At 67.5% G+C, this 24,819-nt stretch carries 21 protein-coding genes; 10 read left to right on the forward strand and 11 right to left on the reverse strand.

The features are described from left to right. Nucleotides 1-97: 97 nt before the first annotated feature. Nucleotides 98-1,858 carry an N-acyl-D-amino-acid deacylase family protein gene (locus tag CRM90_RS18345; protein ID WP_102808367.1) on the forward strand — a complete coding sequence of 587 codons (1,761 nt, stop codon included), beginning with the start codon at nucleotides 98-100 and terminating at the stop codon, nucleotides 1,856-1,858. Nucleotides 1,859-1,862: 4 nt separating this feature from the next. Here the strand turns inward: CRM90_RS18345 and CRM90_RS18350 are convergent, their stop codons facing one another. Genes CRM90_RS18350 through tap form a run of 3 tightly spaced genes read right to left on the reverse strand, consistent with a single transcriptional unit; the run spans nucleotide 1,863 to nucleotide 5,648 of the window. Beyond that, nucleotides 1,863-3,002: an epoxide hydrolase family protein gene (locus CRM90_RS18350; RefSeq protein WP_102808420.1), complete on the reverse strand. Its 1,140-nt coding sequence runs from the start codon at nucleotides 3,000-3,002 to the stop codon at nucleotides 1,863-1,865. A gap of 46 nt (nucleotides 3,003-3,048) precedes the next feature. Next, entirely contained in the window at nucleotides 3,049-4,416 is a 1,368-nt protein-coding gene (locus CRM90_RS18355; RefSeq protein WP_102808368.1) for an FAD-binding oxidoreductase, read from the reverse strand. After that, the gene (gene tap, locus CRM90_RS18360) at nucleotides 4,407-5,648 is read right to left on the reverse strand and encodes a multidrug efflux MFS transporter Tap (protein WP_102808369.1); all 1,242 of its coding nucleotides are present in this window, start codon (nucleotides 5,646-5,648) and stop codon (nucleotides 4,407-4,409) included. Before tap ends, CRM90_RS18355 begins: the two co-directional genes overlap by 10 nt. Before the next feature lie 52 nt (nucleotides 5,649-5,700). On the opposite strand from tap, the gene CRM90_RS18365 reads away from it, so the two are divergent. Beyond that, nucleotides 5,701-6,528 (forward strand): uracil-DNA glycosylase, encoded by an 828-nt coding sequence (locus tag CRM90_RS18365; protein ID WP_102808370.1) that lies wholly within the window; start codon nucleotides 5,701-5,703, stop codon nucleotides 6,526-6,528. Nucleotides 6,529-6,783: 255 nt separating this feature from the next. Next, nucleotides 6,784-7,815, forward strand: coding sequence for an LLM class flavin-dependent oxidoreductase (locus CRM90_RS18375; protein WP_102808371.1), 1,032 nt, complete (start codon nucleotides 6,784-6,786; stop codon nucleotides 7,813-7,815). Nucleotides 7,816-8,045: 230 nt separating this feature from the next. On the opposite strand, the gene CRM90_RS18380 is transcribed toward CRM90_RS18375, so the two are convergent. Both CRM90_RS18380 and CRM90_RS18385 read right to left on the reverse strand, forming a co-directional pair. After that, nucleotides 8,046-8,474: a nitroreductase family deazaflavin-dependent oxidoreductase gene (locus CRM90_RS18380; protein WP_102808372.1), complete on the reverse strand. Its 429-nt coding sequence runs from the start codon at nucleotides 8,472-8,474 to the stop codon at nucleotides 8,046-8,048. A gap of 7 nt (nucleotides 8,475-8,481) precedes the next feature. Beyond that, entirely contained in the window at nucleotides 8,482-8,913 is a 432-nt protein-coding gene (locus tag CRM90_RS18385; RefSeq protein ID WP_102808373.1) for an HIT family protein, read from the reverse strand. A 36-nt stretch (nucleotides 8,914-8,949) separates the two neighbouring features. Here CRM90_RS18385 and CRM90_RS18390 point away from each other — a divergent pair, with 36 nt between their 5' ends. Further along, the gene (locus tag CRM90_RS18390) at nucleotides 8,950-10,341 is read left to right on the forward strand and encodes an amidase (RefSeq protein ID WP_102808374.1); all 1,392 of its coding nucleotides are present in this window, start codon (nucleotides 8,950-8,952) and stop codon (nucleotides 10,339-10,341) included. Here CRM90_RS18390 and CRM90_RS18395 read toward each other — a convergent pair. Next, nucleotides 10,338-10,835: a DNA-deoxyinosine glycosylase gene (locus CRM90_RS18395; RefSeq protein WP_102808375.1), complete on the reverse strand. Its 498-nt coding sequence runs from the start codon at nucleotides 10,833-10,835 to the stop codon at nucleotides 10,338-10,340. The genes CRM90_RS18390 and CRM90_RS18395 overlap by 4 nt on opposite strands. A 26-nt stretch (nucleotides 10,836-10,861) precedes the next feature. Between CRM90_RS18395 and CRM90_RS18400 the strand changes: the two genes are divergently transcribed. Together CRM90_RS18400 and abmR are read left to right on the forward strand one after the other, a co-directional pair. Then, nucleotides 10,862-11,986, forward strand: coding sequence for an adenylate/guanylate cyclase domain-containing protein (locus tag CRM90_RS18400; protein WP_102808376.1), 1,125 nt, complete (start codon nucleotides 10,862-10,864; stop codon nucleotides 11,984-11,986). Nucleotides 11,987-12,182: 196 nt separating this feature from the next. Further along, a complete protein-coding gene (gene abmR / locus CRM90_RS18405) occupies nucleotides 12,183-12,755 on the forward strand; it encodes an ATP-binding transcription factor AbmR (protein WP_102808377.1) in 573 nt (190 codons plus the stop codon). A gap of 15 nt (nucleotides 12,756-12,770) precedes the next feature. Here the strand turns inward: abmR and CRM90_RS18410 are convergent, their stop codons facing one another. The 3 genes from CRM90_RS18410 to CRM90_RS18420 form a co-directional block, all read right to left on the reverse strand. Further along, entirely contained in the window at nucleotides 12,771-13,937 is a 1,167-nt protein-coding gene (locus CRM90_RS18410) for a hypothetical protein (RefSeq protein WP_102808378.1), read from the reverse strand. A gap of 116 nt (nucleotides 13,938-14,053) precedes the next feature. Next, nucleotides 14,054-15,961 carry an ABC transporter ATP-binding protein gene (locus CRM90_RS18415; RefSeq protein ID WP_102808379.1) on the reverse strand — a complete coding sequence of 636 codons (1,908 nt, stop codon included), beginning with the start codon at nucleotides 15,959-15,961 and terminating at the stop codon, nucleotides 14,054-14,056. Next, complete coding sequence (locus tag CRM90_RS18420) at nucleotides 15,958-17,712, reverse strand: ABC transporter ATP-binding protein (RefSeq protein ID WP_102808380.1); 1,755 nt, start codon at nucleotides 17,710-17,712, stop codon at nucleotides 15,958-15,960. The genes CRM90_RS18415 and CRM90_RS18420 overlap by 4 nt, the downstream gene beginning before the upstream one ends. 163 nt (nucleotides 17,713-17,875) lie before the next feature. On the opposite strand from CRM90_RS18420, the gene CRM90_RS18425 reads away from it, so the two are divergent. Next, nucleotides 17,876-18,433 carry a DUF3558 domain-containing protein gene (locus CRM90_RS18425; protein ID WP_102808381.1) on the forward strand — a complete coding sequence of 186 codons (558 nt, stop codon included), beginning with the start codon at nucleotides 17,876-17,878 and terminating at the stop codon, nucleotides 18,431-18,433. 50 nt (nucleotides 18,434-18,483) lie between these two features. Continuing rightward, entirely contained in the window at nucleotides 18,484-18,978 is a 495-nt protein-coding gene (locus tag CRM90_RS18430; protein WP_370506439.1) for a DUF3558 domain-containing protein, read from the forward strand. Here the strand turns inward: CRM90_RS18430 and CRM90_RS18435 are convergent. Continuing rightward, nucleotides 18,975-19,451, reverse strand: coding sequence for a SixA phosphatase family protein (locus CRM90_RS18435; RefSeq protein WP_102808383.1), 477 nt, complete (start codon nucleotides 19,449-19,451; stop codon nucleotides 18,975-18,977). The two genes, CRM90_RS18430 and CRM90_RS18435, sit on opposite strands and share 4 nt — an antisense overlap. A 141-nt stretch (nucleotides 19,452-19,592) precedes the next feature. On the opposite strand from CRM90_RS18435, the gene CRM90_RS18440 reads away from it, so the two are divergent. Together CRM90_RS18440 and CRM90_RS18445 are read left to right on the forward strand one after the other, a co-directional pair. Continuing rightward, nucleotides 19,593-20,744: a metallophosphoesterase family protein gene (locus tag CRM90_RS18440; RefSeq protein ID WP_102808384.1), complete on the forward strand. Its 1,152-nt coding sequence runs from the start codon at nucleotides 19,593-19,595 to the stop codon at nucleotides 20,742-20,744. After that, a complete protein-coding gene (locus tag CRM90_RS18445) occupies nucleotides 20,741-23,362 on the forward strand; it encodes an AAA family ATPase (RefSeq protein ID WP_102808385.1) in 2,622 nt (873 codons plus the stop codon). Before CRM90_RS18440 ends, CRM90_RS18445 begins: the two co-directional genes overlap by 4 nt. 5 nt (nucleotides 23,363-23,367) lie before the next feature. Here CRM90_RS18445 and CRM90_RS18450 read toward each other — a convergent pair whose 3' ends face one another. Then, entirely contained in the window at nucleotides 23,368-24,732 is a 1,365-nt protein-coding gene (locus tag CRM90_RS18450) for a wax ester/triacylglycerol synthase domain-containing protein (protein ID WP_102808386.1), read from the reverse strand. Nucleotides 24,733-24,819 lie beyond the last annotated feature (87 nt).

Here is a 24,819-nt window from a genome sequence, read left to right on the forward strand (position 1 = left end):
CCTTGCGAAATCTTGTCCAAACGGTATTACACGCGGCCCTGTAACGGTGTTACATTGGCGACGGAATCCCATTGACATCGTGTGTCGAGGAGTAGCCATGTTCGACCTCAAGATCACCGGCGGGACCGTCGTCGACGGCACGGGCGCTGACCGTTACATCGCCGACGTGGCCGTCAAGGACGGGAAGATCGTGGAGGTGCGCCGCCGCAGCGCATCTGACGCGCCGCTGGCGGGCGAGGCAACCGAAACCATCGATGCCACAGGCAAAGTCGTGGCGCCCGGATTCGTCGACATCCACACGCACTACGACGGTCAGGTGAGCTGGGACAGCCTGCTCGAACCGTCCAGCAACCACGGCGTCACCACCATCGTCGCAGGCAACTGCGGCGTCGGTTTCGCACCGGTGCGGCCCGGTTCCGAACAGTGGCTCATCCAGATGATGGAGGGCGTCGAGGACATTCCCGGCAGCGCGCTCACCGAGGGCATGACGTGGGGTTGGGAAAGCTACCCCGAGTACCTCGACGTGATCGGCAAGGGAAACTACGCCGTCGACGTCGGCAGCCAGGTGGCGCACGGCTCGGTGCGGGCCTACGCGATGGGTGAGCGCGGCGCCAAGAACGAGCCCGCGACCCCCGACGACATCGAGGCGATGGGTCGGTTGGTCCGCGAGGCGATCGAAGCCGGAGCGCTCGGGTTCTCGACGTCCCGCACGCTCGGCCACCGCGCCATGGACGGTGAGCCCGTGCCGGGCACCTTCGCCGCCGAGGACGAACTGTTCGGCCTGGGCCGGGCGATGGCGGCCGGCGGTCAAGCGGTCTTCGAGCTGGCGCCGCAGGGTGTGGCCGGGGAGGACATCATCGCGCCGAAGAAGGAATTGGAGTGGATGCAGCGCCTGGGCGCCGAGATCGACCGGCCGATCTCCTTCGGGCTGATCCAGGTGGATGCCGCGCCCGACCTGTGGCGCGAACAGATGGACATTTCGGCGGCCGCGCACGCCGCAGGCGCCCGGCTGTACCCGCAGATCGCGGCGCGCCCGTTTGGCATGCTGTTCGGCTTCCCGGGCCACCATGCCTTCACTCATCGTCCGACCTTCCGAAAGCTGAAGGGGGAGTTGGGTCGTGAGGAGCTCGCGCACCGGCTCGCCGACCCGGCGGTGAAGGCCGCGATCCTCGGTGAGGACGACCTCCCGCCCGACCCCAACAAGCTGTTCGACAACATGAACATCCTGGTCCAGTACGCCCTGGGTCGGATCTACCACCTGGGCGACCCGCCGGACTACGAGCCCACCGACGAGCGGACGGTGGAGAAGATCGCCGCTGACCGTGGCGAGGACCCGCTGGCCACCCTGTACGACCTCATGCTGGAGGCCGACGCCACCAACATGCTGATGCTGCCGTTCTTCAACTATTCCTATGGAAACTGCGACGCCATCCATGAGATGCTGACCCATCCGGCCGGTGTCGTCGGGTTGTCCGACGGTGGTGCGCACTGCGGAATGATCTGCGACGCTTCCTATCCCACGTTCCTGCTGACCCACTGGGCCCGCGACCGGCATCGTGGTGCGAAGCTGCCGCTGGAGCATCTGATCCGCAAGCAGACCCACGACACGGCGCAGCTGTTCGGCCTCAGTGACCGCGGCGTCATCCAGGTCGGCAAGAAGGCGGACCTCAACGTCATCGACATGGATGCTCTGCGGTTGCATCCGCCGAAGATGGCCTACGACCTGCCGGCAGGCGGAAATCGTTTGGTGCAAGGCGCGTCCGGCTACGCCGCGACGATCGTCAGCGGCACCGTCACGCGCCGCGACGGGGTCGACACCGGCGCACGTCCGGGCCGGTTGGTCCGCGGGGCCCGCTGAACGGCTAGCTGAACACGTCCAACTCGTCGAGCACATCGGCGTAAGCCAGCACGTCCGCGGCGAACAGTTGCGGCTGCTCGAACGCCGCGAAGTGGCCACCACGGTCCTGGATCGAGTAGTGCACCAGGTGATAGTGCTTGTGCGCCCACACTTTCGGGATCCGTACCAGCTCTGCCGGGTAGACCGCGTAACCCGTCGGGACGTCGACGCGGCCCGACCACGGGCTGAGCGCACCGGTGCCGGCGTGGGCCGCCTCGTAGTACAGTCGCGCGGCCGAGGTCGCGGTACCGGTCAGCCAGTACATCATCAGATTGTCGATGAGCCGGTCGGTGCGGATCGGCATGCCGTCGCGGACGTCGCTCCAGGCGTGGAACTTCTCCAGGATCCAGCCGGCCAGACCCACCGGCGAGTCGTCGAGCCCGTAGCCGAGTGAATGTGGCCGGGTGCCTTGGATTTCCATGTAGGCGGTGCCTTCCGCCATCCGCTCGGCGGAGGCGATGAATGCGGCCAGCTCCTCCTCGGTGACACCGTCCATGGCGTCGGGTCCCTCGGCGGACGCGAAAAGCATGTTGGTGTGGATGGCGACCGCGCGATCCGGGTAGTGCTCACCGAGGTAGCGCACCACCAGGGCTCCCCAGTCGCCGCCCTGAGCCACAAAGCGTTGGTAACCCAGTTGCGTCATCACCTCGGCGACCGCCGCCGCGACGACCGAGGTGTCGACGCCGCGTTGGGTGGTCGGGCCGGAGAATCCGTATCCGGGCATCGAGATCACCACAACGTGGTAGCGCTCGTGCAGCAGCGGGAGGGCATCGAGGAATTCGATGATCGAACCCGGCCAGCCGTGCACGAGTACCAACGGGATTGCGGTGCTGTTGGGCGATTTCCGGTGCAGGAAGTGGACGCGCTGGCCGGCAGCCGTGGTGACAAAGGAGCCCACCGCGTTGAGCTCCGCTTCGGTTGCACGCCAGTCGTACTCGTCACGCCACCGGTCGACGAACGCCGTCAAGAACGACTGATCGGTGCCGTAATCCCAGCCACTGCCGGGCAGCTCGGCGGGAAGCCGGGCGGATTCAAGGCGGCGGCGCAGGTCGTCGAGATCGTATTGCGGAACGGCGATCTCGAACTGCGTGGGGGAGTGGGTCATCGCCGTCCACCCTAGCCAGCCGGCCACTGCCGCACGGCGGCTTGCGTCAAATGACCGCGCCGGGATTCAAAATTCCGGCCGGATCCAGCGCGGCCTTGATCCGGCGATTGAGTTCCATCGCCTCAGGGCCCAATTGACCTGCCAGCCATGGCTTCTTGAGCCGGCCGACGCCGTGTTCGCCGGTGATCGTCCCGCCCAGCGACACCGCCAGGTCCATGATCTCACCGAACGCCTTCTCGGCCCGCTCGGTCATCGCGGCGTCGGCGGGATCGAAGACGATCAGCGGATGGGTGTTGCCGTCGCCGGCGTGGGCGATGACCGAGATCGTCAGGTCGCGGTCGGCTGCGATCTTGGCCACCCCGCCCACCAGTTCGGCGAGCGCGGGCAGCGGTACCCCGACATCCTCGAGGAGAAGCGAACCCTTGGCCTCCACCGCGGGGATGGCGAACCTGCGGGCCGCGACGAACGCCTCACCCTCGGCCGGATCGGAGGTCGAAAAGCATTCTTTGGCACCGGCTTCGGTGAAAACGCGGGCCATGTACTCGGCGTCCTCGGCACCGGCCGGGCCTCGGTCGTCGGAGGCGGCCACCATCATCGCTGCCGCCGAGCGGTCCAGGCCCATCCGCAGCTTGTCCTCGACGGCGTTGATCGACACCGAGTCCATGAACTCCAGCATCGAGGGCCGGATGCGTCCGGTGATCGTCACCACCGCGCCGGCCGCAGCCTCCACCGAATCGAAGGTCGCCACCACCGTGCACGCCGACGGCTGGGGAGGCAGCAGCCGCAGCGTCACCTCGGTGACCACTCCGAGGGTGCCCTCACTGCCGACGAACAGCTTGGTCAGCGACAGCCCGGCAACATCTTTCAGGCGCGGGCCGCCGAGGCGCACCGCGGTGCCGTCGGCCAGCACCACCTGCATGCCCAACACGTAATCGGTTGTCACGCCGTACTTCACGCAGCACAGACCGCCCGCGTTGGTGGCGATGTTGCCGCCGATGCTGCAGATCTCGTACGACGACGGGTCGGGCGGGTACCACAGGCCGCGCTCCGCGACCGCCTTCTTGACCTCGGCGTTGAGCAGGCCGGGCTGGACGACGGCGGTGCGTGTCACCGGGTCGACGGTGATGTCGCGCATCTTCTCCGTCGACAGCACGATGCCGCCGTCCACGGCGGTCGCGCCACCCGAGAGTCCGGTGCCTGCTCCGCGCGGGACCACCGCGACGCGGTTCGCCGAAGCCCAGCGCAACACCGTCTGCACCTCTTCGGTACGGATGGGCCGCACCACGGCCAACGGCATCCCGGCCGCAGGGTCGGCGGCTCGGTCGTGGCGATAGGACGCCAGGATGTCGGGGTCGGTGACGACGACCCCGTCGGGAAGCTCAGCGGCCAGGTCGGCCAGAGCGCTCACGGCCATTGCGCCATCCTAGGCGCGTCGTCGTCCAGCTCCTTGAGGGCGGGCAGCCAGGGACACACGATGCCGATCACCAGGATCGGCACCGCGAGAACCAGGAACGTGACCGTGAGGCCGAACCCGTCGACCAGCGGGCCGGCCAGCGTGAACCCGATCGGGCCTGCGGCGTAGGTCATCGACGTCATCACCCCGACCACCCGTCCGCGCAGCTGTTCGGGGGTGCGGGTCTGCATGATCGAGTTGTAGATGGGCCCGATCGGCCCGTACACCAGACCGACCAGGGCGGCCAAGGACAAGATGACCGGCAGCGGCGGCAGGAATGCGATGACCGCCACGGCGATACCGAACGTCAGCACCGCCGTCAGTACCGTCGCCCGCTTGCTGGCCACCTTCGACAGCACCGTCCAGCTCAGCGCTCCGACCAGCCCGCCGATCGACAACGCCATCAGCACCCAGCCCAGCTGGGCCGGCTCATTGCGGTCGGTGAAGTACTTGGGGAACAGCACGCTTTCCATCGGCAGGTACAGCCCGGTGACGGCGAGGTCGACCAGGCCCAAGGTGCGAAGAACCCGGTTGCGCCAGACGAACTTCAACCCTTCGACAACCCCGGAAACCACGCTCTCCGGCAGCTTTTCGCGCGCCGGACGTCCGGTGCCCTCGAGCCGCAGCACCGCCATCGCCAGGATCGCCAACCCGAACAGCGCGGCGGTCACCCACATCGCGTTGACACCGCCGAGCGTTGCGATGAGCAGGCCGCCGACACCCGGGCCGGTGATGTAGGCCAGGTTGAACACAGCCTCATAGACGCTGTTGGTGTGATCGAGGGTCCAGCCGGCGCGGACCGCCGCCTCGGGCAGCATCGACTGCCGTGCGGTCATACCGGCCGGATCGAAGAACGCGCCGAGGGCGGCCAGTGCGGCCAGAACGAGGGTGGTCAGCACGTCGGTGCCGAACCCGATCGCCAAGACCGGGATCGCGGCCACTGCGATGGCCGACAGCGCGTCGGAGAGCATCGCCACCCGGCGTCGGCCGACGAAGTCGACGGCGGCGCCGGCGATGAGGGTGGCGAACAGCAGCGGCAGGGTCGCCGCGCCCGCGACGATCGAGGCGTCCACCGCACTGCCGGTGCGCTGGAGCACCAGCCACGGGAAGGCGACCATGGAGATGCCGTTGGCGCCCGCGGCCAGGAAGGTCGAGGACAGGATCAGCAGCGCGGGGACGCGCGTGATGGTCACCGGCAGAGCTTAAGTTCTCGCGCGCCGCGCGGGACCCGGGCACAGTGGACCGGTGACCCTCCTTCCACATCCGCGGACCCGGGTGCTGTTCTCCTCGCCCGTCCCGCCGGGTACGGGCTGGCCGGGGGACCCCGCCGTGCCCGAGACCCCGGTGGCTTCCGACGCCGCGCAGGTGGTGGCTCTGGCGGCGGGGGCCCGCGACATCGGAGAAGTGGATGCCCAGGTCAGCGTGTGCCGGGCATGTCCCAGGCTGGTCGCCTGGCGCGAAGAGGTGGCGGTCACCAAACGTCGCTCGTTCGCCGGTGAGCCGTATTGGGGCAGGCCGATCACCGGGTGGGGTTCGGCGCAGCCGAAGATCCTGGTGCTGGGCCTGGCCCCGGCCGCGCAAGGAGGCAACCGGACGGGGCGGGTTTTCACCGGAGATCGCTCGGGGGATCAGCTGTTCGCCGCGTTGCACCGGGCCGGCCTGGTGAACCAGCCGACCAGTGTGGATGCGGCAGACGGCTTGTCCACCAACGACATTCGGGTGATCGCCGCAGTTCGGTGCGCGCCGCCGGCCAACAAACCGGAGCCCGTCGAGCGGTCGACGTGTGAGCCGTGGCTGACCGCCGAGTGGCGGCTGATCGCGCCGTCGGTTCGGGTGATCGTCACCCTGGGCGGGTTCGGCTGGCAGGCCGCGCTGCGGTTGCTCGCCGACGACCTGCCTGCGCAGGCCAAACCCAAGTTCGGCCACGGCGTGGTCGTCGAGTTGCCGTCAGGCCGGCAGCTGTTGGGCTGCTATCACCCGAGCCAGCAGAACATGTTCACCGGGCGGCTCACGCCGGAGATGCTCGACGACGTGTTCACCGACGCTGCCGGACGGGCGGGCCTGCGGCGGTGACCCATTTCCCGGGTCGCTTCGCTCCTGCCCTCCGGTGTCAATTCCCGGGTCGCTTCGCTCCTGCCCTCCGGTGTCAATTCCCGGGTCGCTTCGCTCCTGCCCTCCGGTGTCAATTCCCGGGTCGCTTCGCTCCTGCCCTCCGGTGTCAATTCCCGGGTCGCTTCGCTCCTGCCCTCCGGTGTCAATTCCCGGGTCGCTTCGCTCCTGCCCTCCGGAGAGGGGAAGCATGCGCGCACTCGTATCGTTGAGGTGACTATGCGGCTTTCTGTCCTCGACCTCGTTCCGGTACGTACCGACCAGACCAGCGCCGACGCGCTGGCGGCCACCGTACGGCTGGCTCAGACCGCCGACCGCTTGGGATTCACCCGGTATTGGGTGGCTGAACACCACAACATGCCCGCGGTCGCGGCGACCAGCCCCCCGGTGATCCTCGCCTACCTGGCTGCCCAGACCACCCAGCTGCGCCTGGGTTCGGGCGGGGTGATGCTGCCCAACCATGCGCCGCTGGCCGTTGCCGAGCAGTTCGCGTTGCTGGAGGCTGCCGCTCCGGGGCGTATCGATCTCGGCATCGGCCGTGCGCCCGGCTCCGACCCGGTGACGTCGTACATGTTGCGGGGCAGTCGCGACGATTCTGATATCGAGAACTTCCCGCAGTACCTCGACGACGTCGCGGCGCTGATGAGCGCGCACGGGGTGCGGATCCCGGTCCGCAACCAGGACTACATCCTCAAAGCCACGCCGGCGGCGGTCGAGGAGCCGCGGCTGTGGCTGCTCGGCTCGTCGATGTACTCGGCGCACCTGGCCGCCGCCAAAGGCCTGCCGTACGTGTTCGCGCATCACTTCGCCGGGCAGGGCACCGTCGAGGCGCTGGCCACCTACCGGTCGGAATTCCGGCCCAGTGCGGTGGCCGCCGAGCCGGTGACGTTCATGACGGTCAACGCGGTGGTCGCGCCGACGCGTTCGGAGGCCGAGGCGTTGCTGCTACCCAACCTGCAGATGATGGCCCGGCTGCGCACCGGTCAGCCGCTCGGGCCGCTCGACCTGGTCGAGGACGCGGCGGCGCTGACCATGCACCCGCAGGCCGAGGCGATCATCGCGTCCGGGCGCAGCAAGGCCGTGGTCGGTTCACCGTCCGAGGCGGCCGACCAGGTTCGTGCGGTGGCCGCAGAGTTCGACGTCGACGAGGTGATGGTCAACCCCGTCGCATCCGCACATCGCGGGACCGACCCGGCGACCGCCCCGGACCGGGAGACCACGCTGGAGCTACTGGCGAAAGAGCTTTTCTAGCACGGACACTCGGGACTCAGGAACGATGTGCAGGGTTGCTGTCCGCCTCTGAGCGACAAATCTGGAGTCTGAAATGTTGTCGGTCATCGAGATCGACCTTAGCGTGACACCTACTCGGACTTCCCAGCGCCAGCGTCGATTTCGGCGTGACCGGCCGAATGATTGTCGCTCGGAGGCGGACAGCAACCCTATGTCTTGCGGGCGGGGACGCGTGTGGCGAGGACAAGCGCTCAGGGTGTCAGGCGTACGACCGGGATGGGCCGCGTGGTGCCACGCTGATACGAGCTGTAGCGGCCGCCGTTGTTCGAGTCGCAGATATGCCACAACCGTCCGTAGTCCGGGTCGTTCGGCATCACGATGTGTGCCGTCACCGCCAAACGCTTTCTGCCCAGGTTGATTTCGATCTTCGGATGTGCGCGCAGGTTGTGATACCAGGCCGGGTTGCGGTCCGCTCCGCCGTTGGACGCGACGATCAGATAGTCGTCCCCATCGCGGAAGTAGGCGAGCAGATTCGACCGGGGCTGGCCGGTCTTCGCCCCGATCGTGTGCAGCATCAGGGAGGACGGAGCCCCGGGCATCCGGTGCCCGATCCAGCCGTTGGTGCGCCGGTACACCCAGTCGTGCACCTTCACGAACGTCATCAGTGCGGAATCGGGCATGGCTCTCTCATCCGGTTGTGTCGAGCTGGGACAGGGCGGCGCGCAGGATTCGTCCGGTGCCCTCGCGGTCGGGGTCGCGGCGCAGCAGCATCCCCTTGGCGAACGACAGCTTGTCGCCGTCACGCCGTGGGATCACATGCAGGTGAATGTGAAACACCGTCTGCATGGCCGACTTGCCGTCGTTGATGGCAATGTTGTTGCCGGTCGCGCCCAGATCAGACGCACGAGTCGCCTGCGCGATCCGCTGCCCGACGGCGAGCATCCCGGCCAGCGTCTCGGCCGGGGTGTCGGTGAGATCGACCGTGTGCCGCTTCGGCACCACCAGGGTGTGGCCCCGGGTGAACGGGCGGATGTCCAGGATGCCGAGGAAATCGTCGTCCTCGTGAATGCGGATGGCGGGTGCCGTACCGGCGACGATCTCGCAGAACACGCATGCCATCTGGCCACCGTAGCGGGCAGCGTTAGGCTGCGGGAGATGGACTCCACCGACATTGCCTTCGCCGGCGCTGCCGAGCAGGCGCGCATGCTCGTCAACGGCACCATCACCGCGCCCGCCCTGCTGGAGTTGTACCTCGACCGGATAGCGCGCGTCGACCGGGAGCTGCGGGCCTATCGCGTGGTGCTCACCGACAGCGCGCGTCGGGAGGCCGCCGCCGCGCAGGAGTTGCTCGACGCCGGCGAACGCAGGCCGCTGCTGGGCGTCCCGATCGCGATCAAGGATGACGTCGACGTCGCCGACGAATTCACCTGCTACGGAAGCAGCGCCTACGGCCAGCCACCGACGAGTGACGCACTGGTGGTGCGCCGCCTGCGAGAGGCCGGCGCGGTGATCCTGGGCAAGACGTCGGTGCCGGAGATGATGCTGTGGCCGTTCACCGAGACGATCTCCTTCGGCGCCACCCACAATCCGTGGGATCTGGAGCGCGCACCGGGCGGCAGCAGCGGTGGCAGTGGTGCCGCCGTGGCCGCGGGGCTGGCACCCATGGCGTTGGGCTCCGACGGCGCCGGGTCCATCCGTATTCCGTCGACCTGGTGCGGGCTGTTCGGACTCAAGCCGCAGCGCGACCGGGTGCCGATGACTCCGCATGACGACGCGTGGTGCGGCTTGTCCGTCAACGGCCCGATGACGCGCACAGTGGAGGACGCCGCGCTGTTCCTCGACGCGACCTCGGCGCTGCCCGGTCCGTCGGGCGGGTTCGTCACTGCCGCGAACCGTGAGCCTGGCAGACTCCGAATTGCCCTGAGCGCCAAGCTTCCTCCCACCATGCTCGGCCGAGTCGGGAAGGCACAGCAGAAGGCACTCGACGGTGCCGAGATGCTGCTGCGCGATCTCGGCCACGAGGTGATCTGGCGCGACCCCGACTATCCGGCGTGGGCGGTGTACGGCCATGTGCTGCCGCGGATGTGGCGCGGCGCGTTCCAGGACGCCACCGCCCTGCCGCACCGGGAACGGCTCGAGCCGAGGACCAAAGGCATTGCCCGACTGGGCCGGATGATCTCCGACGCGCAGATCGCCAAGGTGCGCGCGGCCGAGCCGGCACTCGCGGCGCGGGTTCAGTCGATCTTCGACCACGTCGACGTGTTGATCACCCCCGGCACCGCGACCGGTCCGTCGCGCATCGGGCAGTACCAGCACCGCGGCGGGGTCGCGACGCTGGCGATGGTGTCGGCTCGGGTGCCGTTCAACGCCATGTTCAACGCGACTGGCCAGCCCGCCGCCGTCGTCCCGTGGGGCCTCGACGACGCCGGGGTGCCGATGTCGATCCAGCTGGTCGGCCGGCCCTCCGACGAGGCGACGCTGCTGTCGTTGAGCCACCAGATCGAGACCGCACGGCCATGGGCGAACCGGAGACCGCCGGTCTCTTAGCCGGTCAGCGCTGCGCTCCAGGCCGCCAGCTTGTCGGCATAGCCCATGGTCTGCGCGGGGCTGGTCGACGGTAGCCGCACGAACGTCGCAGGCACGTCGAGGTGGACGAGCCGGGTGAAGTTGCGTTCGGCGGCCGCGCCGTTGAAGAACACCCGCTCGATGCCTGGCCGGGCGGCGAAGTACGTCTCGAAGTCGTTGGGCACCATGCTGTCCGGCTCGACCGCCGAATCGAGGCTGCCGACTCGCCGGCAGTGCTTGAGGACGTCCCAGACGGCGACCCCGTGGCGGGCCAGGACCTCGGTACGATGCTGGTACGGAGCGTCCGGCTCGCATCCGAATATCTCACCGATGATGCGCCAGAACGCATTTCGTGGGTTTCTGTAGTACTGCCCACTCGCCAGCGAGAGCACGCTGGGCATGTTGCCGAGGATCAGCTGCCGCCCATCGGTCGAGCCGATGGGCGGCAGCCCCTCCAGGAGCGGGGATCGTGACATCGGGGTCGACGGTATACGTTGGGTCGGTGACCGAAACCGTCGACCCGGAGGCCGCCGGGCTGCTCGACGGGCTTACGGGCGATGCCCGCGCCCAACGGGCCGAACTGATTCCCTGGCTGGTGGAGCAGGGCATCACCGTGGACGAGATCCGGGGGGCGTTCGCGCCGATGCTGCTGCCCGGCCGCCGGATCCTCGGCGATGACGGAACGCGGCTCTCGGCTCGGCAGATCAGCGAGCAGACCGGGCTGGAACTGGATCTGCTCCGGCGCTTCCAGCGCGCCAGCGGGCTCGCGACGGTCGACGACCCGGATGCGGCAATGTTCCTCAAACCCGATGCCGAGACAGCCGTGCACGTCAAGCGACTTCTCGATCTGGGGTTCGACCCCGACCGGCTGCTGACCGTGTACCGCACTCTGGCAGAAGGCCTTTCGCGTGCAGCCGAGGCGATGCGCTACATCGCTGTCGCCACGACGATGCAACATCCCGGCACCACCGAACTCCAGATGGCCCAGGACGCAAAGGTGTTGGTCAGCGCTGTGGCCCCGCTGCTGGGCCCCATGGTGCAGGACATGCTGATGCTGCAGCTGCGCCACGCCATGGAGACCGAGGCGATCAACGCCAACGAAAGGGCGGTCGGCGCATCGATTCCCGGCGCCCGGGACATCGCGGTTGCTTTCGCCGACCTCGTCGGATTCACCAGACTGGGCGAGACGGTTCCGCCTGAGGAACTCGAACAGCTCGCCAACCGCCTCGCTGACGCCGCCCGCGACGTGGCTGTGCCACCGGTGCGGTTCATCAAGACGATCGGTGATGCGGTGATGATGGTATCCACGGACACCGCGGCGTTGCTCGACGCGATGTTGACTCTGGTGGAAGCCACCGAAGCCGACGACGCCCTGCCGCAACTGCGGGTGGGTCTGTCTCATGGGCAGGCCGTCAGCCGCGCGGGGGACTGGTTCGGTAGTCCGGTCAACCTGGCCAGCCGGGTGACCTCGGTGGCCCGACCCGGTGCGGTCCTGTTATCCGAAGCTGCCCGCGAACAGATCGGGGACGACCCATCCTTCAGTTGGTCGTTCGCGCGGGCTCGGCACCTCAAGGGGATCCAGGACGAGGTGAAACTCTTCCGGGCCCGCCGGGCCGAAAAGCCTTGATTCCTAACGGGTTTTAGTACTTACAGGGCTTCCGCAGCAACGACCAGCCGCCGAGGATGACCGCCGCGCGAGTCATCAGCACGGCCGTGCCCTTCCCCTGTCATGCGGCCATCATCCGATCCGGCCCTCTGGTTGTGTCCGTTCGCCCAGAGAGAATCCCTGGCGAATAGCTTGTAACGATGTAATCATGTAATTCATGAAGCATCAGCACACACATCGTCGGCCCGGCCGCCCCGGCGGCTGGCAACAGGCCGACCAGCCCGACGCCACCGATGCCGGCGAGTGGTTCGCCGGTCGTCTGCCCGACGGATGGTTCGCCGGAGACCCGACGGTGATCGTCGACCGTGAGGAGATCACCGTCATCGGGCGGCTGCCCGCGACGGACACACCCGACAGTGACGCGCGCGCAGCGGGCCGGGCGTCCCGGTTCCGGGAGGACACCCGCTCCGAGCGCATTCGGATCGCCGAGGAGGCTCAGGACAAGTACGGCCGCAAGGTGTCCTGGGGTTTGGACATCGCTGCAGAAGGCTCCGCCGAGCCGGAGCGAATCCTGTTCACGCACATCGCCGTTCCGGTGATGACCCGCCTCAAGCAACCCGAACGCCAGGTGCTCGACACCCTGGTCGACGCGGGCGTTGCCCGGTCGCGCTCGGATGCGCTGGCCTGGAGCGTGCGACTCGTCGGTGAGCATGCCGAGGAATGGCTGGCCAAACTGCGCTCGGCGATGGCCGAGGTCGACGATCTGCGCGCCGAGGGTCCCGGGCTGTAGCTGTAGCGGGGAGTGTCAGCCCCGACCCGATCGGCCGGTCTTGGCACCCTGCTTGGTGCCGGCCTTGGGGCTCTTGGTCGACGCGGTTCCCTTGCCGGTCGAAGACTTTCGTGACGTCGCGTTCGACGAGGCAGCCACCGACTTCACCTTGTCCTGCGCGGCGGCAGTCTGGGACTTGGGCACGGTGCTGGTTGCACTGGCTGCGGCTGCCGGCGGGACCTTGATGTTGATCGGGATGACGCCGCCCAGCTTCGTCGTTCCGATCGTGACGGTGCCGCCGATATTGCCGGTCACCGCAAGAGAGCCGGCTTTCAGTTCGACCGTCAGCGAGTCGGGGAAGTCAAAGCTGAGAACGTCTTTGCTGTTGATCGCCAGAAGAGCCCCGCCCAGCATGGCTGAGATCGACACCCCGGCAATCACACCGCCGCACGACGCGCCGGCCGAACCCAGGCACAGTTTGGTCTCGGCCTTGAACTGCCCGCTGGGCAGTGTCGTGCCAATCTTGGTCGTCCCCAACTGAATCGACCCACCGCCGCCGCCGAAATAGGGCGCGAAGCTCAGAGCTGCTTTCAGGCCGCCGGTGGGCAGCACCGACAGTTGGGCCTTGTATTCGCCGAGGGTGACGCTGCCCCCGAGCATCGTCACCGGTGACGTGGCGCCGCCCTGTAACCCGGCCTGGAGAAGCGTGCCGCTGACGCCGAAGCCGTATCCCTCGACTCCGCCTCGATATTCGATGAGGTGAATCTTCGAGGCGAGGTCGGGAGCAAAGTCGATCGTGGGACCGGCCGCGCCGAGCGGCGAGAACACGACCGAACTCTTCCACTCCGGTTCGAATCCGAGATCCACGAGCGGAGCGGTCTGGGCCACGGTGACAGGGAGAGTGAAGCTGCTCTTGACCTCGCCGGTTGGGCCGACGGCGGCATCCCACCACGTGTCGGCGGCACCGTCGAGGCTCACCAGCCCGGTCGGCGAAACACCGGAACCGATGGTGAGCTTGCGGGCGACCCGCAGCGGACCGAGTATCCAGTTGAAATCGATGATCGGGATCGTGGTCGCGGCCAACTCGACACCAGGCTGTGCCGAAGCGCTCTGCTCTCCTGCCGCATCAGAATCTGCGGTGATCAATCCTGCCGCCAGCACGCTCGTGGCCATCCCCGCCAGGAAGGTCTGCACTATCGGCATTTATTGAGTACCTCTCGCGCGATCAGCGCCGTTCGCGAAGTTGCGACCAGCGAGATCGCAGCGTATAGCAGGTTTGCTGGCATTGCGGGTTGCGGGGAAATTCCGCCGTCGGCTCCTTAAGCCTGCGTCATCGCGTAATAGGCGCCCCGGCGGGCGAGAAGCTCGGCATGGCTGCCGGTTTCGACGATCCGGCCGGCTTCCATGACCAGGATGCTGTCGGCGTCGCGGATGGTCGACAGCCGATGGGCGATGATGAAACTGGTTCGGTCCTGGCGCAATTTCGTCATCGCATGCTGAATCAGCAGCTCGGTGCGGGTGTCCACCGAACTGGTCGCCTCGTCGAGGATCAACAGCTGGGGGCGGGCCAGGAACGCCCGCGCGATGGTGATCAATTGCTTTTCGCCGGCACTGATGTTGCCGCCGTCATCGCTGACCCGGGTCTCGTAACCGTTGGGCAGCGTGTGGACGAACCGGTCGACGTACGCTGCCCGCGCCGCCTCGATGACCTCGTCCTCACCTGCGCCGGGCTTCCCGTAGGCGATGTTCTCGGCGATCGTGCCGCCGAACAGCCAGGTGTCCTGCAGAACCATCCCGATGCGCGAGCGCAACGACTCTCGGCTGACCTCTCTGATGTCGGTGCCGTCGAGCAGGATCCTGCCGGCGTCGACGTCGTAGAACCGCATCAGCAGGTTGACCAGAGTGGTCTTGCCGGCCCCGGTCGGACCGACGATCGCCACCGTGCTGCCCGGCTCGGCGACCAGCGACAGATCCTCGATCACCGGAGTGTCAGGTCGATAGCTGAACGACACGTTCTGGAATTCGACGCGCCCGCCGCCGTTGCCGGCCAACGCGATTAGCACGTCCGGGGCTTCCTCGGGCTCGTCGAGGAAGTCGAAGACCCGTTCGGCGCTGGCCACCCCGGACTGCAGTGTGTTGTACATGCCGGCGACCTGGGTCAGTGGCTGGTTGAACTGTCGGACGTACTGGATGAAGGCCTGGATGCTGCCCAACGTGATCTGGCCGGTGGCGACCTGATAACCGCCCACCACGGCAACCGCGACATAACTGAGGTTCCCGATGAACGTCGTTGCCGGGGACACCAGGCCGGAAAAGAACTGTGCGCCGAAACTTGCGTGGTAGACGTCCGCGTTGAATTCACGGAACTTCTCCTGCGCGGCGGCCCGGTGCCCGAAGGTCTTCACCACGGTGAAGCCGCTGTAGGTCTCCTCGATGTGAGCGTTCAGCCTGCCGGTGTTGGTCCACTGGGCGATGAACATCCGCTGCGAGCGTCGCGCGATCACCCGGGTCACCCACAGCGACAACGGAACCGTCACCACGGTGAGCAATGCCAGCAGCGGGGAGATGCTCAGCATCATCGCCAGCACCGCGAGCACGGTCAGCACCGACGTCAGCAATTGACTGATCGTCATCGACACCGAGGTCTGGATGTTGTCCACATCGTTGGTGACCCGGCTCAGCAACTCGCCGCGCTGCCGGGAGTCGAAGTAGGACAACGGTAACCGGTGGATCTTGTCCTCGACGTCGGCGCGCAGCGCGGTGATGGTGCGCTGCACGATCACGTTGAGCAGTCGGGCCTGCGCCCAGATCAACAGTGCGGCAACCACGTACAGCGCCAGCGCCAGTAGCAGGGTGCGGCCCACTGCGGTGAAATCGACTCCGCGGCCGGGCACCACATTGGTTCCGGACAGCAGGTCGGCGAACGTGGTGTCACCGCGCGCCCGGGCCGCGGCGACGGCCTGGTCCTTGGTGATGCCGGCCGGCAGCTGTCGGCCGATGACTCCGTTGAACAGCAGGTCGGTGGCATGCCCGAGGATGCGGGGACCGATCACGCCGAGCGCTATCCCGACGATGGACAACGCGATGACCGCCGCGGTCGGCCACCTATGTGGTGTCAGCCGCCGGATCAGCCGCAGCGCGGAACCGGTGAAGTCGCGCGATCGGGCCTGGCGAGGGTCTTGGCTCATCGCGCGCATGCCGCCGCCGCGGAACGCGGGCCCGGTCATCGGCCGCCCCCGACGCCTACGTCGAGCGACTGGGAGTCGGCGAACTGAGCATAGGTCTCGCAGCCGGCCAGCAGCGTGTCGTGGGTTCCCGTCCCGACCACCCGGCCGCCATCCATCACGACGATCGTGTCGGCGTGCATGACGGTCGAAATGCGCTGGGAGACAATGATCACCGTGGCATTGACGGATTCTTCCCGAAGCGCGGCCCGCACCCGGGCATCGGTGTGGACGTCGAGCGCGGAGAACGCGTCGTCGAACAGGTAGATCGCCGGACGCCGGATCACCGCGCGCGCGATCGCCAGTCGCTGGCGTTGTCCGCCGGAGAAGTTGATGCCCCCCTGCGCGACCCTCATCTCGAGACCGTCGGGATGGGCACGGACGAAGTCGTCGGCCGCGGCAACCCGCAGCGCCCGCCACATCTCCTCCTCGGTGGCTACCTGTCCTGGGGCCGCACCGAGCGCCAAATTGTCGGCGACGGTGCCGGAGAACAGATACCCCCGCTGCGGAACCAGACCCAGGGTCGCCCACAGGTGCTCGGGGTCGTAGTCGCGTACGTCGACGCCGTCGACCCGGATCGCGCCGTCGGTGACGTCGTAGAGCCGGCAGATCAGGGAGATCAGCGTCGACTTCCCGGACCCGGTGCTGCCGACGATCGCCGTCGTCGTCCCCGGCCGGGCGGTCAGCGAAACATCCTCGAGCACAGGGCGCTCCGCACCCGGGTAGCAGAACGTCGCGTTGTCGAGTGTGACCGCACCGCGGATGCCGCCGTCCGGCAGTTGTGGCGATGCGGGGCTGCTGATCGCCGGCTCGGTGTCCAGCACCTCGGTGATCCGTTCCGCGCAGACCGAGGCCCGGGGCAGCATCACCAGAATCAGGGTCGCCATCAGAACGGCCATCAGGATCTGCATGAAATACGACAGGAACGCGATCAGCGAGCCCACCTGCATGTGGCCGGAGTCGATGCGCAGGCCGCCGAACCAGATCAAGGCGACGCTGGAGATGTTGATGGTCAAGGTGGTCACCGGCAGCATCAGGGCCTGCCACCGCCCGGCGGCCAGCGCCGTGTTGGACACGGCCGCATTGGCGACCGCGAACCGGTCGCGTTCGAACGGTTCCCGGGCGAACGCGCGGATCACCCGGATGCCCGAGAGTTGTTCGCGCATCACCCGGTTGATGCCGTCGATCAGCCGCTGCATGCTGCGGAAGATCGGCAGCATCCGCGACACGATCCAGAAGTTGGACAGCGCCAGCACCGGAACGCTGACGAGTAGAAGCCAGGACAGCCCGGCGTCCTGATGGATCGCCATGATGATGCCGCCGACACACATGATCGGGGCCGTCACCAGGGTCGTCGTGGTCATCTGGATGAGGACCTGAATCTGCTGGACGTCATTGGTCGTCCGGGTCAGCAGCGACGGCGCCCCGAACCGCGCGGTCTCCCGTTCGGAGAACGTGGTGACGTGGTGAAACATCGCCGAGCGCAGGTCGCGGCCGAACCCCATGCCGGTGCGGGAACCGAAGTAGACCGCGACCACCGCGCACACCACCTGCAGCCCGGTGACGGCCAGCATGACCAGCCCGAGCTCGGTGATCAGTCCGGTGTCGCCCTTGGCCACGCCGTCGTCGATGATCGCGGCGTTGACGGTCGGCAGATACAAGGAGGCCAGGGTGCTGACGGTCTGCAGCGCCATCACCGCCGCGACCAGCCACCGGTACGGCCGGACATACTGTCTCAGCAGTTCCAGGAGCATTTCGCTACTGTTGCACACCGCTGCCGCAGCTTCGCCGACGTTGTCGGGCCGCGCCGTTTTTTGACGCCATGAATCGCGACAAAGCGGCAGGTCAAGCCGCCTGTCGGTGGTTGTGCCGAGGGGCTGCCGCTACAGTGCATGCTGTGACTTGCAGCAGGTGCGCATGACAGCGACGCGCAAACTCGCGTTGGCTGCCGGGGTTCTAGCCGTCGCGGCCTCTATCGCCGCATGCTCGGACTCGGGCAGCGGCCCCGGTCAGCCGCAGAGTTCGCAGGCGCCCGCGCCGCAGTCGGCCAACGCCAAACACGGTCCGATGTTCCCCGAATGCGGTGGCATCACCGACCAGACGATGGCCGAGCAGACGCGGGTGACCGGCTTGGTGAACACGGCGAAGAACTCCGTCGGCTGTCAGTGGCTGGCCGGCGGCGGCATCCTGGGCCCGCACTTCTCCTTCACCTGGTACCGGGGCAGCCCGATCGGGCGTGAACGCAAGACCGAAGAGCTGTCGCGCACCAGCGTCGAGGACATCAACATCGAGGGCCACAGCGGTTTCATCGCCGTCGGCACCGATCCGACTCTGGGGGACAACCTGTGCGAGGTCGGCATCCAGTTCAACGACGACTTCATCGAATGGTCGGTCAGCTTCAACGAGAAGCCCTTCCCGCCGGCCTGCGATGTGGCCAAGGAATTGACCCGCCAATCGATCGTGAATTCCAAATGAGCCCGCGTCGGGTAGCGACCGCTGTGGGTGCGGCGGCGTGCGCCCTGGTGATGGTCAGCGGCTGCGCCAAGACCGTGGACGGCACCGCGGCGAAGTCGGGCTCGGGCAGCGTGCCGCGCAACGACAACTCTGCCCAGCAGTACCCGAACCTGCTCAAGGAATGTGACGTCCTCACCACCGACATCTTGGCCAAGACCGTCGGCGCGGACCCGCTGGACATCCAGAGCACCTTCGTCGGTGCCGTCTGCCGCTGGCAGGCCGCCAACCCGGCAGGCCTGGTCGACATCACCCGCTTCTGGTACGAGCAGGGCAGCCTCGACAACGAGCGGTCGGTCGGTCAGTTCCTCAAGTACCAGATCGAGAACCGGTCGATCGCCGGTGTGCCGTCAATCGTCATGCGGACCACCGATCCCAATGGTGGCTGTGGCGTGGCCAGCGACGCCGCCGGTGTCGTCGGGTGGTGGATCAACCCGCAGGCCCCCGGCATCGACGCGTGCGGTCAGGCCATCAAGCTGATGGAACTGACGCTGGCCACCAACTCCTAGCGCGGCACGTGGAATGAGGTTAGTTCGGCGCCGTTGAGTTCCAGGGCGGCCCAGCCGACGCGCACCCGCAGCACGGCGATGGCCGACGTCGGGTACTTCATCGAGATGCCGTCGGCCGCGGCGCGATCCGAGCGGCCGGGATCGGCCAGGCCAAGGGACAGCTGGCTCATCGTCGGTTCGTGGCCGACCACCATCAAGGTCGCGACATCGTCGGGTACCTGGTTGATCTCGACGAGCATCGTTCCCGGGGTGGCGCCGTACAGACGTTGGGAGTAGGTGACCGGCGCGGTGATACCGGTGCGCTCGAGGGTCTGGCGGGTGCGGGTCGCCGAGGAGCACAGCACCAGATCGATCGCCGGGATGTTGGCCCGCAGCCAGTCACCGGCCAGGCCGCCCTCGCGGATACCGCGGGACGCCAGCGGCCGGTCGTGGTCGGGCACCCCGTTCGGATAGTCCGACTTGGCGTGGCGCATCAGGACGAGCGTGCGGTCTCCAGCAGTCACCGGCCCAGGCTAAACCCCGATCGGTACATGCCGGACGAGGTCCACGGACTTGTCGGCGCCGCGCCCTACACTCGCCGCAGCACCCACCGAGAACAGGAAGGACGCCCGCCAATGCGATTTCTGCACACCGCCGACTGGCAACTCGGCATGACGCGGCACTTCCTGGAAGGTGAAGCCCAGCCGCGGTACTCGGCGGCCCGGCGTGATGCGGTCGCCGGCCTCGGTGCGCTGGCGCGGCGGACCTCCGCGGAGTTCGTCGTCGTGGCCGGTGACGTGTTCGAGCACAACCAGCTTGCACCCAAGGTGGTCAGCCAGTCCCTGGAAGCGATGCGCGCCATCGGCGTTCCGGTGTACCTGCTGCCGGGTAACCACGATCCACTCGACGCGTCGTCGGTGTACACCAGTGCTCTCTTCCGGGCCGAATGCCCGGACAACGTCACCGTGCTGGACCGCGACGGGGTGTGGGAGGTGCGTCCCGGGGTTCAGCTGGTCGCGGCGCCGTGGCGCACCAAGGCACCGACCGCCGACCTGGCCGCCGCGGTGCTGGGGCACCTGCCGGCCGACGGCATCGCGCGCGTTCTGGTCGCCCACGGCGGGGTCGACGTGCTCGACCCCGATCCCGGCAAACCGTCGTTGATCCGGATGGCCGCCATAACCGATGCTGTCGAGCGTGGCGCGGTCCACTATGTCGCGTTGGGGGACAAGCACTCCCGCACCAGCGTCGGTGAGAGTCGCAGGGTGTGGTACTCCGGCTCGCCGGAAGTGACGAACTTCGATGACGTCGAGGCCGATCCGGGTCATGTCCTGCTGGTCGACATCGACGAGTCGGACCCCGCGCATCCGGTCACCGTCGAATCCCACCAGGTCGGACGGTGGCGGTTCGTCACGCTGCACCGCCAGGTCGACGACACCCGCGACATCGCCGATCTCGACCTCAACCTGGATCTGCTGGCAGATAAGGACCGCACGGTGGTGCGGTTGGGGTTGACCGGCTCGCTGACCGTCACCGACCGTGCGGCGCTGGATGCCTGCCTGGACAAGTACGCCCGGCTGTTCGCCTGGCTGGGCACCTGGGAACGACACACCACCATCGCGGTGATGCCTGCTGACGGCGAGTTCGATGACCTCGGCATCGGTGGGTTCGCCGCCGCCGCCGTCGACGAGCTGGTGACCACCGCCCGCTCGGGCGACGACGAAGCCGCCCAGGACGCCCAGAGCGCACTGGGGCTGCTGCTGCGGCTGGCCGGGGGGAGTGCGGCGTGAAACTGCACCGGCTGGCCCTGACCAATTATCGCGGAATCACTCACCGCGACATCCAATTTCCCGACCACGGTGTGGTCGTCGTGTGTGGTGCGAATGAAATCGGCAAGACGTCGATGATCGAGGCGCTCGACCTGCTGCTGGAATCGAAGGACCGCTCGACGAAGAAAGACGTCAAGCAGGTCAAGCCGACACACGCCGATGTCGGATCCGAGGTGCTCGCCGAAATCAGCACCGGTCCATACCGTTTCGTCTACCGGAAACGCTTCCACAAGAAGTGCGAGACCGAACTCACGATCTCGGCGCCCCGACGCGAACAGCTCACCGGGGACGAGGCGCACGAGCGGGTGCTGGCCATGCTCGGTGAGACGGTCGACACCGAGTTGTGGCATGCGCAGCGGGTTTTGCAGGCCGGCTCGACATCGGCGGTGGACCTGTCCGACTGCGACGCCCTCTCGCGGGCACTGGATTTGGCGGCAGGTGACGACGCGGCTCTCTCGGGCACCGAACCCCTGCTGATCGAACGGATCGACGCCGAATACGGCAAGTACTTCACGGCGACCGGCCGGCCGACCGGTGAGTGGGCGGCGGCGATCGCGCAGCTGCGTGCGGCCGTCGAGGACGTGGCCCGGTGCGCGGCCGCGGTCGCCGAAGTCGACGAACGGGTGCGCAGGCATGCCGACCTCGCCGCGCGGCAAGCCGCGCTGGCGGATCGTGGCCCGAGCGTCGCCGAGCGGCTGACCGCCGCCCAGACGGCGGCCACCGCACTCGCCGCGCTCGGCGACCAGCTGCGCCAAGCCGAGCTCATCGCGACTGCGGCGCAGGGTACCTGCGCCGCGTCGAGCGCCGCGCAGGCTGAACGGGCTCGCCTGCGCGACGAGGTGGCAGCGCGCACCGCCGCCGTTGCCGAGGTCCAATCGCGGCTGGCAGCTGCCATCGAGGCCGAACACACCGCCCGTGAAGTCGTCGAAATGGCTTGTGCCGCAGCAGCGGAATCGACAGCTGCCCTCGCCGCCGCCCAAGAGACGGTCGACGAGGCCCGTCGGGTGGTGGATGCGCTGGCCGCCGACGAGCAGGCCCAACGACTTGCCGCGCGGCTGGAGCGGATCGAGACGATCGAGCAGCAGCTGGCCACCCTGACCATGGACCTCTCCGCGATCACGCTGACCAGTGATGTGATGGCCGACATCGAGTCGGCCGCAGCACTCGTCGAGCGGATCGAAGCACAGCTCACCGCCACCGCGACGACGGTGGAGTTCACGGCGGTCGCCGACCTTGAGCTGACGGTCGGAGAGCAGACCATCCGGCTGGCTGCGGGGCAGAGCTGGGCGCCACCCACCTCATCGCCGACATCCGTCGAGCTGCCCGGACTGCTCGGTGTGCGGATCGATCCGGGCGCCACCACCTCCAGCGTCCAGGCCAAACTGGATGCGGCCCAGCTGGTTCTGGCCGAGGCGCTACGGCAGGGCGGTGTCGCTGATATCGAGGGTGCGCGGGATCTCGACCGGCGCCGCCGGGAACTCGTCAGCAATCGCGATCAGTTGGCCGCGACACTGGCCGGGTTGTGCGAAGACGAAGGGGTGGTGGAGATGCGTGCGCGGCTGGCATCTCTACGTGAGGCGATCTCGCCTGTCCTGCTGGCCGCGGGTGTCGACGGCGCCGCCGCGCGCGCGGCGTTCGTGAGTGCCATCGAGGCGCGTGAAACCGCACGTGCCGACGCCGATCTGCATCAACGCGCGATGGCCGGTGCCAACGTCCGGTTAACCGAAAGCAGTACAGCGGCAACGGTTCTGCGTGCGAAGGTGACCGACGCAAGTGCCGAGCTCGACGCGGCCCGGGAGCGGCTGGCAGTGTTGCGGGCCGGCAGTGACGACGAGCAGCTGGCCGTTCAGGCGGCTGCCGACATCGAGGCTCAACGGCAGGCCGACGCCGCGGTGGCCGAGCTGGCCGGCGCCTATGCCGCCTGCGACCCCGCTGCCGTACAAGTGGAACTCGCCGAGGCCAGCACCGCAGCCGCCGCGCTGGAGGGCGAGCACGCGCAGGTGGGCCAGGCGCTCAACGACATCACCGTCGAGCTCGGAATCATCGGCAACGAGGGGCGCCAGGGCAGCCTCGACACCGCCCAGATCGCGCGCGAACATGCCTTCGCCGAGCATTCGCGGGTGTCTCGCCGGGCTCGGGCCGCGCAGTTGTTGCGGTCGGTGATGGCCCGCCACCGGGACAACACCCGGCAGCGATATGTTGCACCGTTCCGCAGCGAAATCGAGCGGCTGGGCCGTCCGGTGTTCGGGCCGAGCTTCGAAGTCGAGATCGACAGCGATCTCCGAATCTGCAACCGCACCTTGGACGGTCGGACTGTTCCCTACGACTCGCTGTCCGGCGGGGCCAAAGAACAACTCGGCATTTTGGCCCGGCTGGCCGGTGCTGCGCTGGTCGCGAAGGAAGACTCCGTACCGGTGGTCATCGACGACGCACTGGGCTTCACCGACCCTGATCGGCTGACGAAGATGGGTGCGGTGTTCGACACCGTCGGAGACAATGGGCAGGTCATCGTGCTGACCTGCACACCGGCCCGCTACCTGGGCGTGCAGGACGCCCACGTCATCGAACTGATCGCCTGAGCCGGCTAGTCAGCCAGCGCGAGAACCTCGTCGAAGCTCTCGGCGAGGCAATCGCGGAACAGGTCGAAATCCGGGATCGCGCCCGCGTCGACGTCGATGCCCAGCGCGCAGGAGTCGACGTAGGTCAGCAAGGTCACGTTGACTGCCGAACCGATGGTCGGACCGAAGGCGTACTGCTTGAGCACCGCCGCGCCACCCAAATAGACCGGCACGGGAACCCCCGGCACGTCACTGCAGAGGAAGTCGACGTGCCGCAGGATCGAGCCGATGTACCAGCGCGGCATCGCGTTGAGTGCACCTGCGATCAATTGCGTATACGGAATCGACCTTTCGTTGCGCACCAGGCCGGTGCGCTCGTGAATGCTCCTGATTCGTCGCGCCGGATCGGTGATCCCGGCGTGAACGTCGAAGCGCATCAACGTGATCCGGTTGCCACCGGACTGGTCGTCTTCGGTACGCAGGTTGATCGGCATCGTCAGATGCAGATCGAACACGCCGACACCGTGTTTGTCGTGGTAGCGCCGCAGGCCGCCGGCCACCCCCGCAACGAACGCGTCGTTGAGCGCGCCACCGCTGCGGTGGGCGGCTTCACGCAGTCGCGGCATCGGAACATCGAGCACGCCGAGTTTGCGAACCAGCGTGCGGTTCGTCATCAGCGGAGAGCCTGGCTTGTTGACCGGCCGGACGGTCCGGTACACCGACGCGGCCAGCTCGCCCGCGGATTCAACGGTCTGCCGGGGCCGTCGAATGATGTTGAACAACAACCGCGGAGCGATCTTGAGCGACTCACCGACCAGCGTGCCGACCAAGCCGGCGTCGTAGCGCAGGGCATCACCGTAGCTCGCCAGGGGCTGGCGCTCCGCGACGGCGGGCGCCGCCGGCATCGCGTCGACGGCCTGAGTATCCGCACTCAGATCGAAGAGCCGCATCGCGATCTGAACACCACCGACACCATCGGTCAGAGAGTGGTGGAATTTGCACAGCACAGCGGCCGCACCGTCGTCGAGTCCCTCCACCAGGGTGACCTCCCACATCGGCCGGGCGCGATCGAAGTCGGCCATCGCGGCCAGTCGGGCCATCTCGAGCACGCCATCGAGGTCTCCCGGCTCCGGCGCCGCCACCCGGCGCATGTGATAGTCCAGATCGAAGTCGGGAGCATACTCCCAGCGCGGCGGAGTCGGCGGCGGCGAGTTCACCACCCGCTGCCGGAACATCGGCAGCTCGCGACTGACCAGATCGAACCGCTCCCGCACCAGATCCCAATCCGGGGACCGGTCGAGAAGCAGCACCGTCACCACCGTGGATCTCAGCCGCGGATCGGCTTCCATCGACCAGGTGAACGCATCTGTGTTACGCATGAATTCGGTCATGATCTGCTCCCACCATGAACGTACGACGCCGCGGCAGCGGGCAATACGTCACCGGGTCAGCTGGTGACTTTGTTCCCTAATACCGAG

It is taken from the genome of Mycobacterium sp. ENV421, from assembly GCF_002887815.1.
GTDB lineage: Bacteria > Actinomycetota > Actinomycetes > Mycobacteriales > Mycobacteriaceae > Mycobacterium.

Coding starts and splice junctions, on each gene's coding strand:
- CRM90_RS18345 (WP_102808367.1), top strand. CDS start 98: ATGTTCGACCTCAAGATCACCGGCGGGACCGTCGTCGACGGCACGGGC.
- CRM90_RS18350 (WP_102808420.1), bottom strand. CDS start 3,002: ATGACCCACTCCCCCACGCAGTTCGAGATCGCCGTTCCGCAATACGAT.
- CRM90_RS18355 (WP_102808368.1), bottom strand. CDS start 4,416: ATGGCCGTGAGCGCTCTGGCCGACCTGGCCGCTGAGCTTCCCGACGGG.
- CRM90_RS18375 (WP_102808371.1), top strand. CDS start 6,784: ATGCGGCTTTCTGTCCTCGACCTCGTTCCGGTACGTACCGACCAGACC.
- CRM90_RS18380 (WP_102808372.1), bottom strand. CDS start 8,474: ATGCCCGATTCCGCACTGATGACGTTCGTGAAGGTGCACGACTGGGTG.
- CRM90_RS18385 (WP_102808373.1), bottom strand. CDS start 8,913: ATGGCATGCGTGTTCTGCGAGATCGTCGCCGGTACGGCACCCGCCATC.
- CRM90_RS18390 (WP_102808374.1), top strand. CDS start 8,950: ATGGACTCCACCGACATTGCCTTCGCCGGCGCTGCCGAGCAGGCGCGC.
- CRM90_RS18395 (WP_102808375.1), bottom strand. CDS start 10,835: ATGTCACGATCCCCGCTCCTGGAGGGGCTGCCGCCCATCGGCTCGACC.
- abmR (WP_102808377.1), top strand. CDS start 12,183: ATGAAGCATCAGCACACACATCGTCGGCCCGGCCGCCCCGGCGGCTGG.
- CRM90_RS18410 (WP_102808378.1), bottom strand. CDS start 13,937: ATGCCGATAGTGCAGACCTTCCTGGCGGGGATGGCCACGAGCGTGCTG.
- CRM90_RS18415 (WP_102808379.1), bottom strand. CDS start 15,961: ATGACCGGGCCCGCGTTCCGCGGCGGCGGCATGCGCGCGATGAGCCAA.
- CRM90_RS18420 (WP_102808380.1), bottom strand. CDS start 17,712: ATGCTCCTGGAACTGCTGAGACAGTATGTCCGGCCGTACCGGTGGCTG.
- CRM90_RS18425 (WP_102808381.1), top strand. CDS start 17,876: ATGACAGCGACGCGCAAACTCGCGTTGGCTGCCGGGGTTCTAGCCGTC.
- CRM90_RS18430 (WP_370506439.1), top strand. CDS start 18,484: ATGGTCAGCGGCTGCGCCAAGACCGTGGACGGCACCGCGGCGAAGTCG.
- CRM90_RS18435 (WP_102808383.1), bottom strand. CDS start 19,451: ATGCGCCACGCCAAGTCGGACTATCCGAACGGGGTGCCCGACCACGAC.
- CRM90_RS18440 (WP_102808384.1), top strand. CDS start 19,593: ATGCGATTTCTGCACACCGCCGACTGGCAACTCGGCATGACGCGGCAC.
- CRM90_RS18450 (WP_102808386.1), bottom strand. CDS start 24,732: ATGACCGAATTCATGCGTAACACAGATGCGTTCACCTGGTCGATGGAA.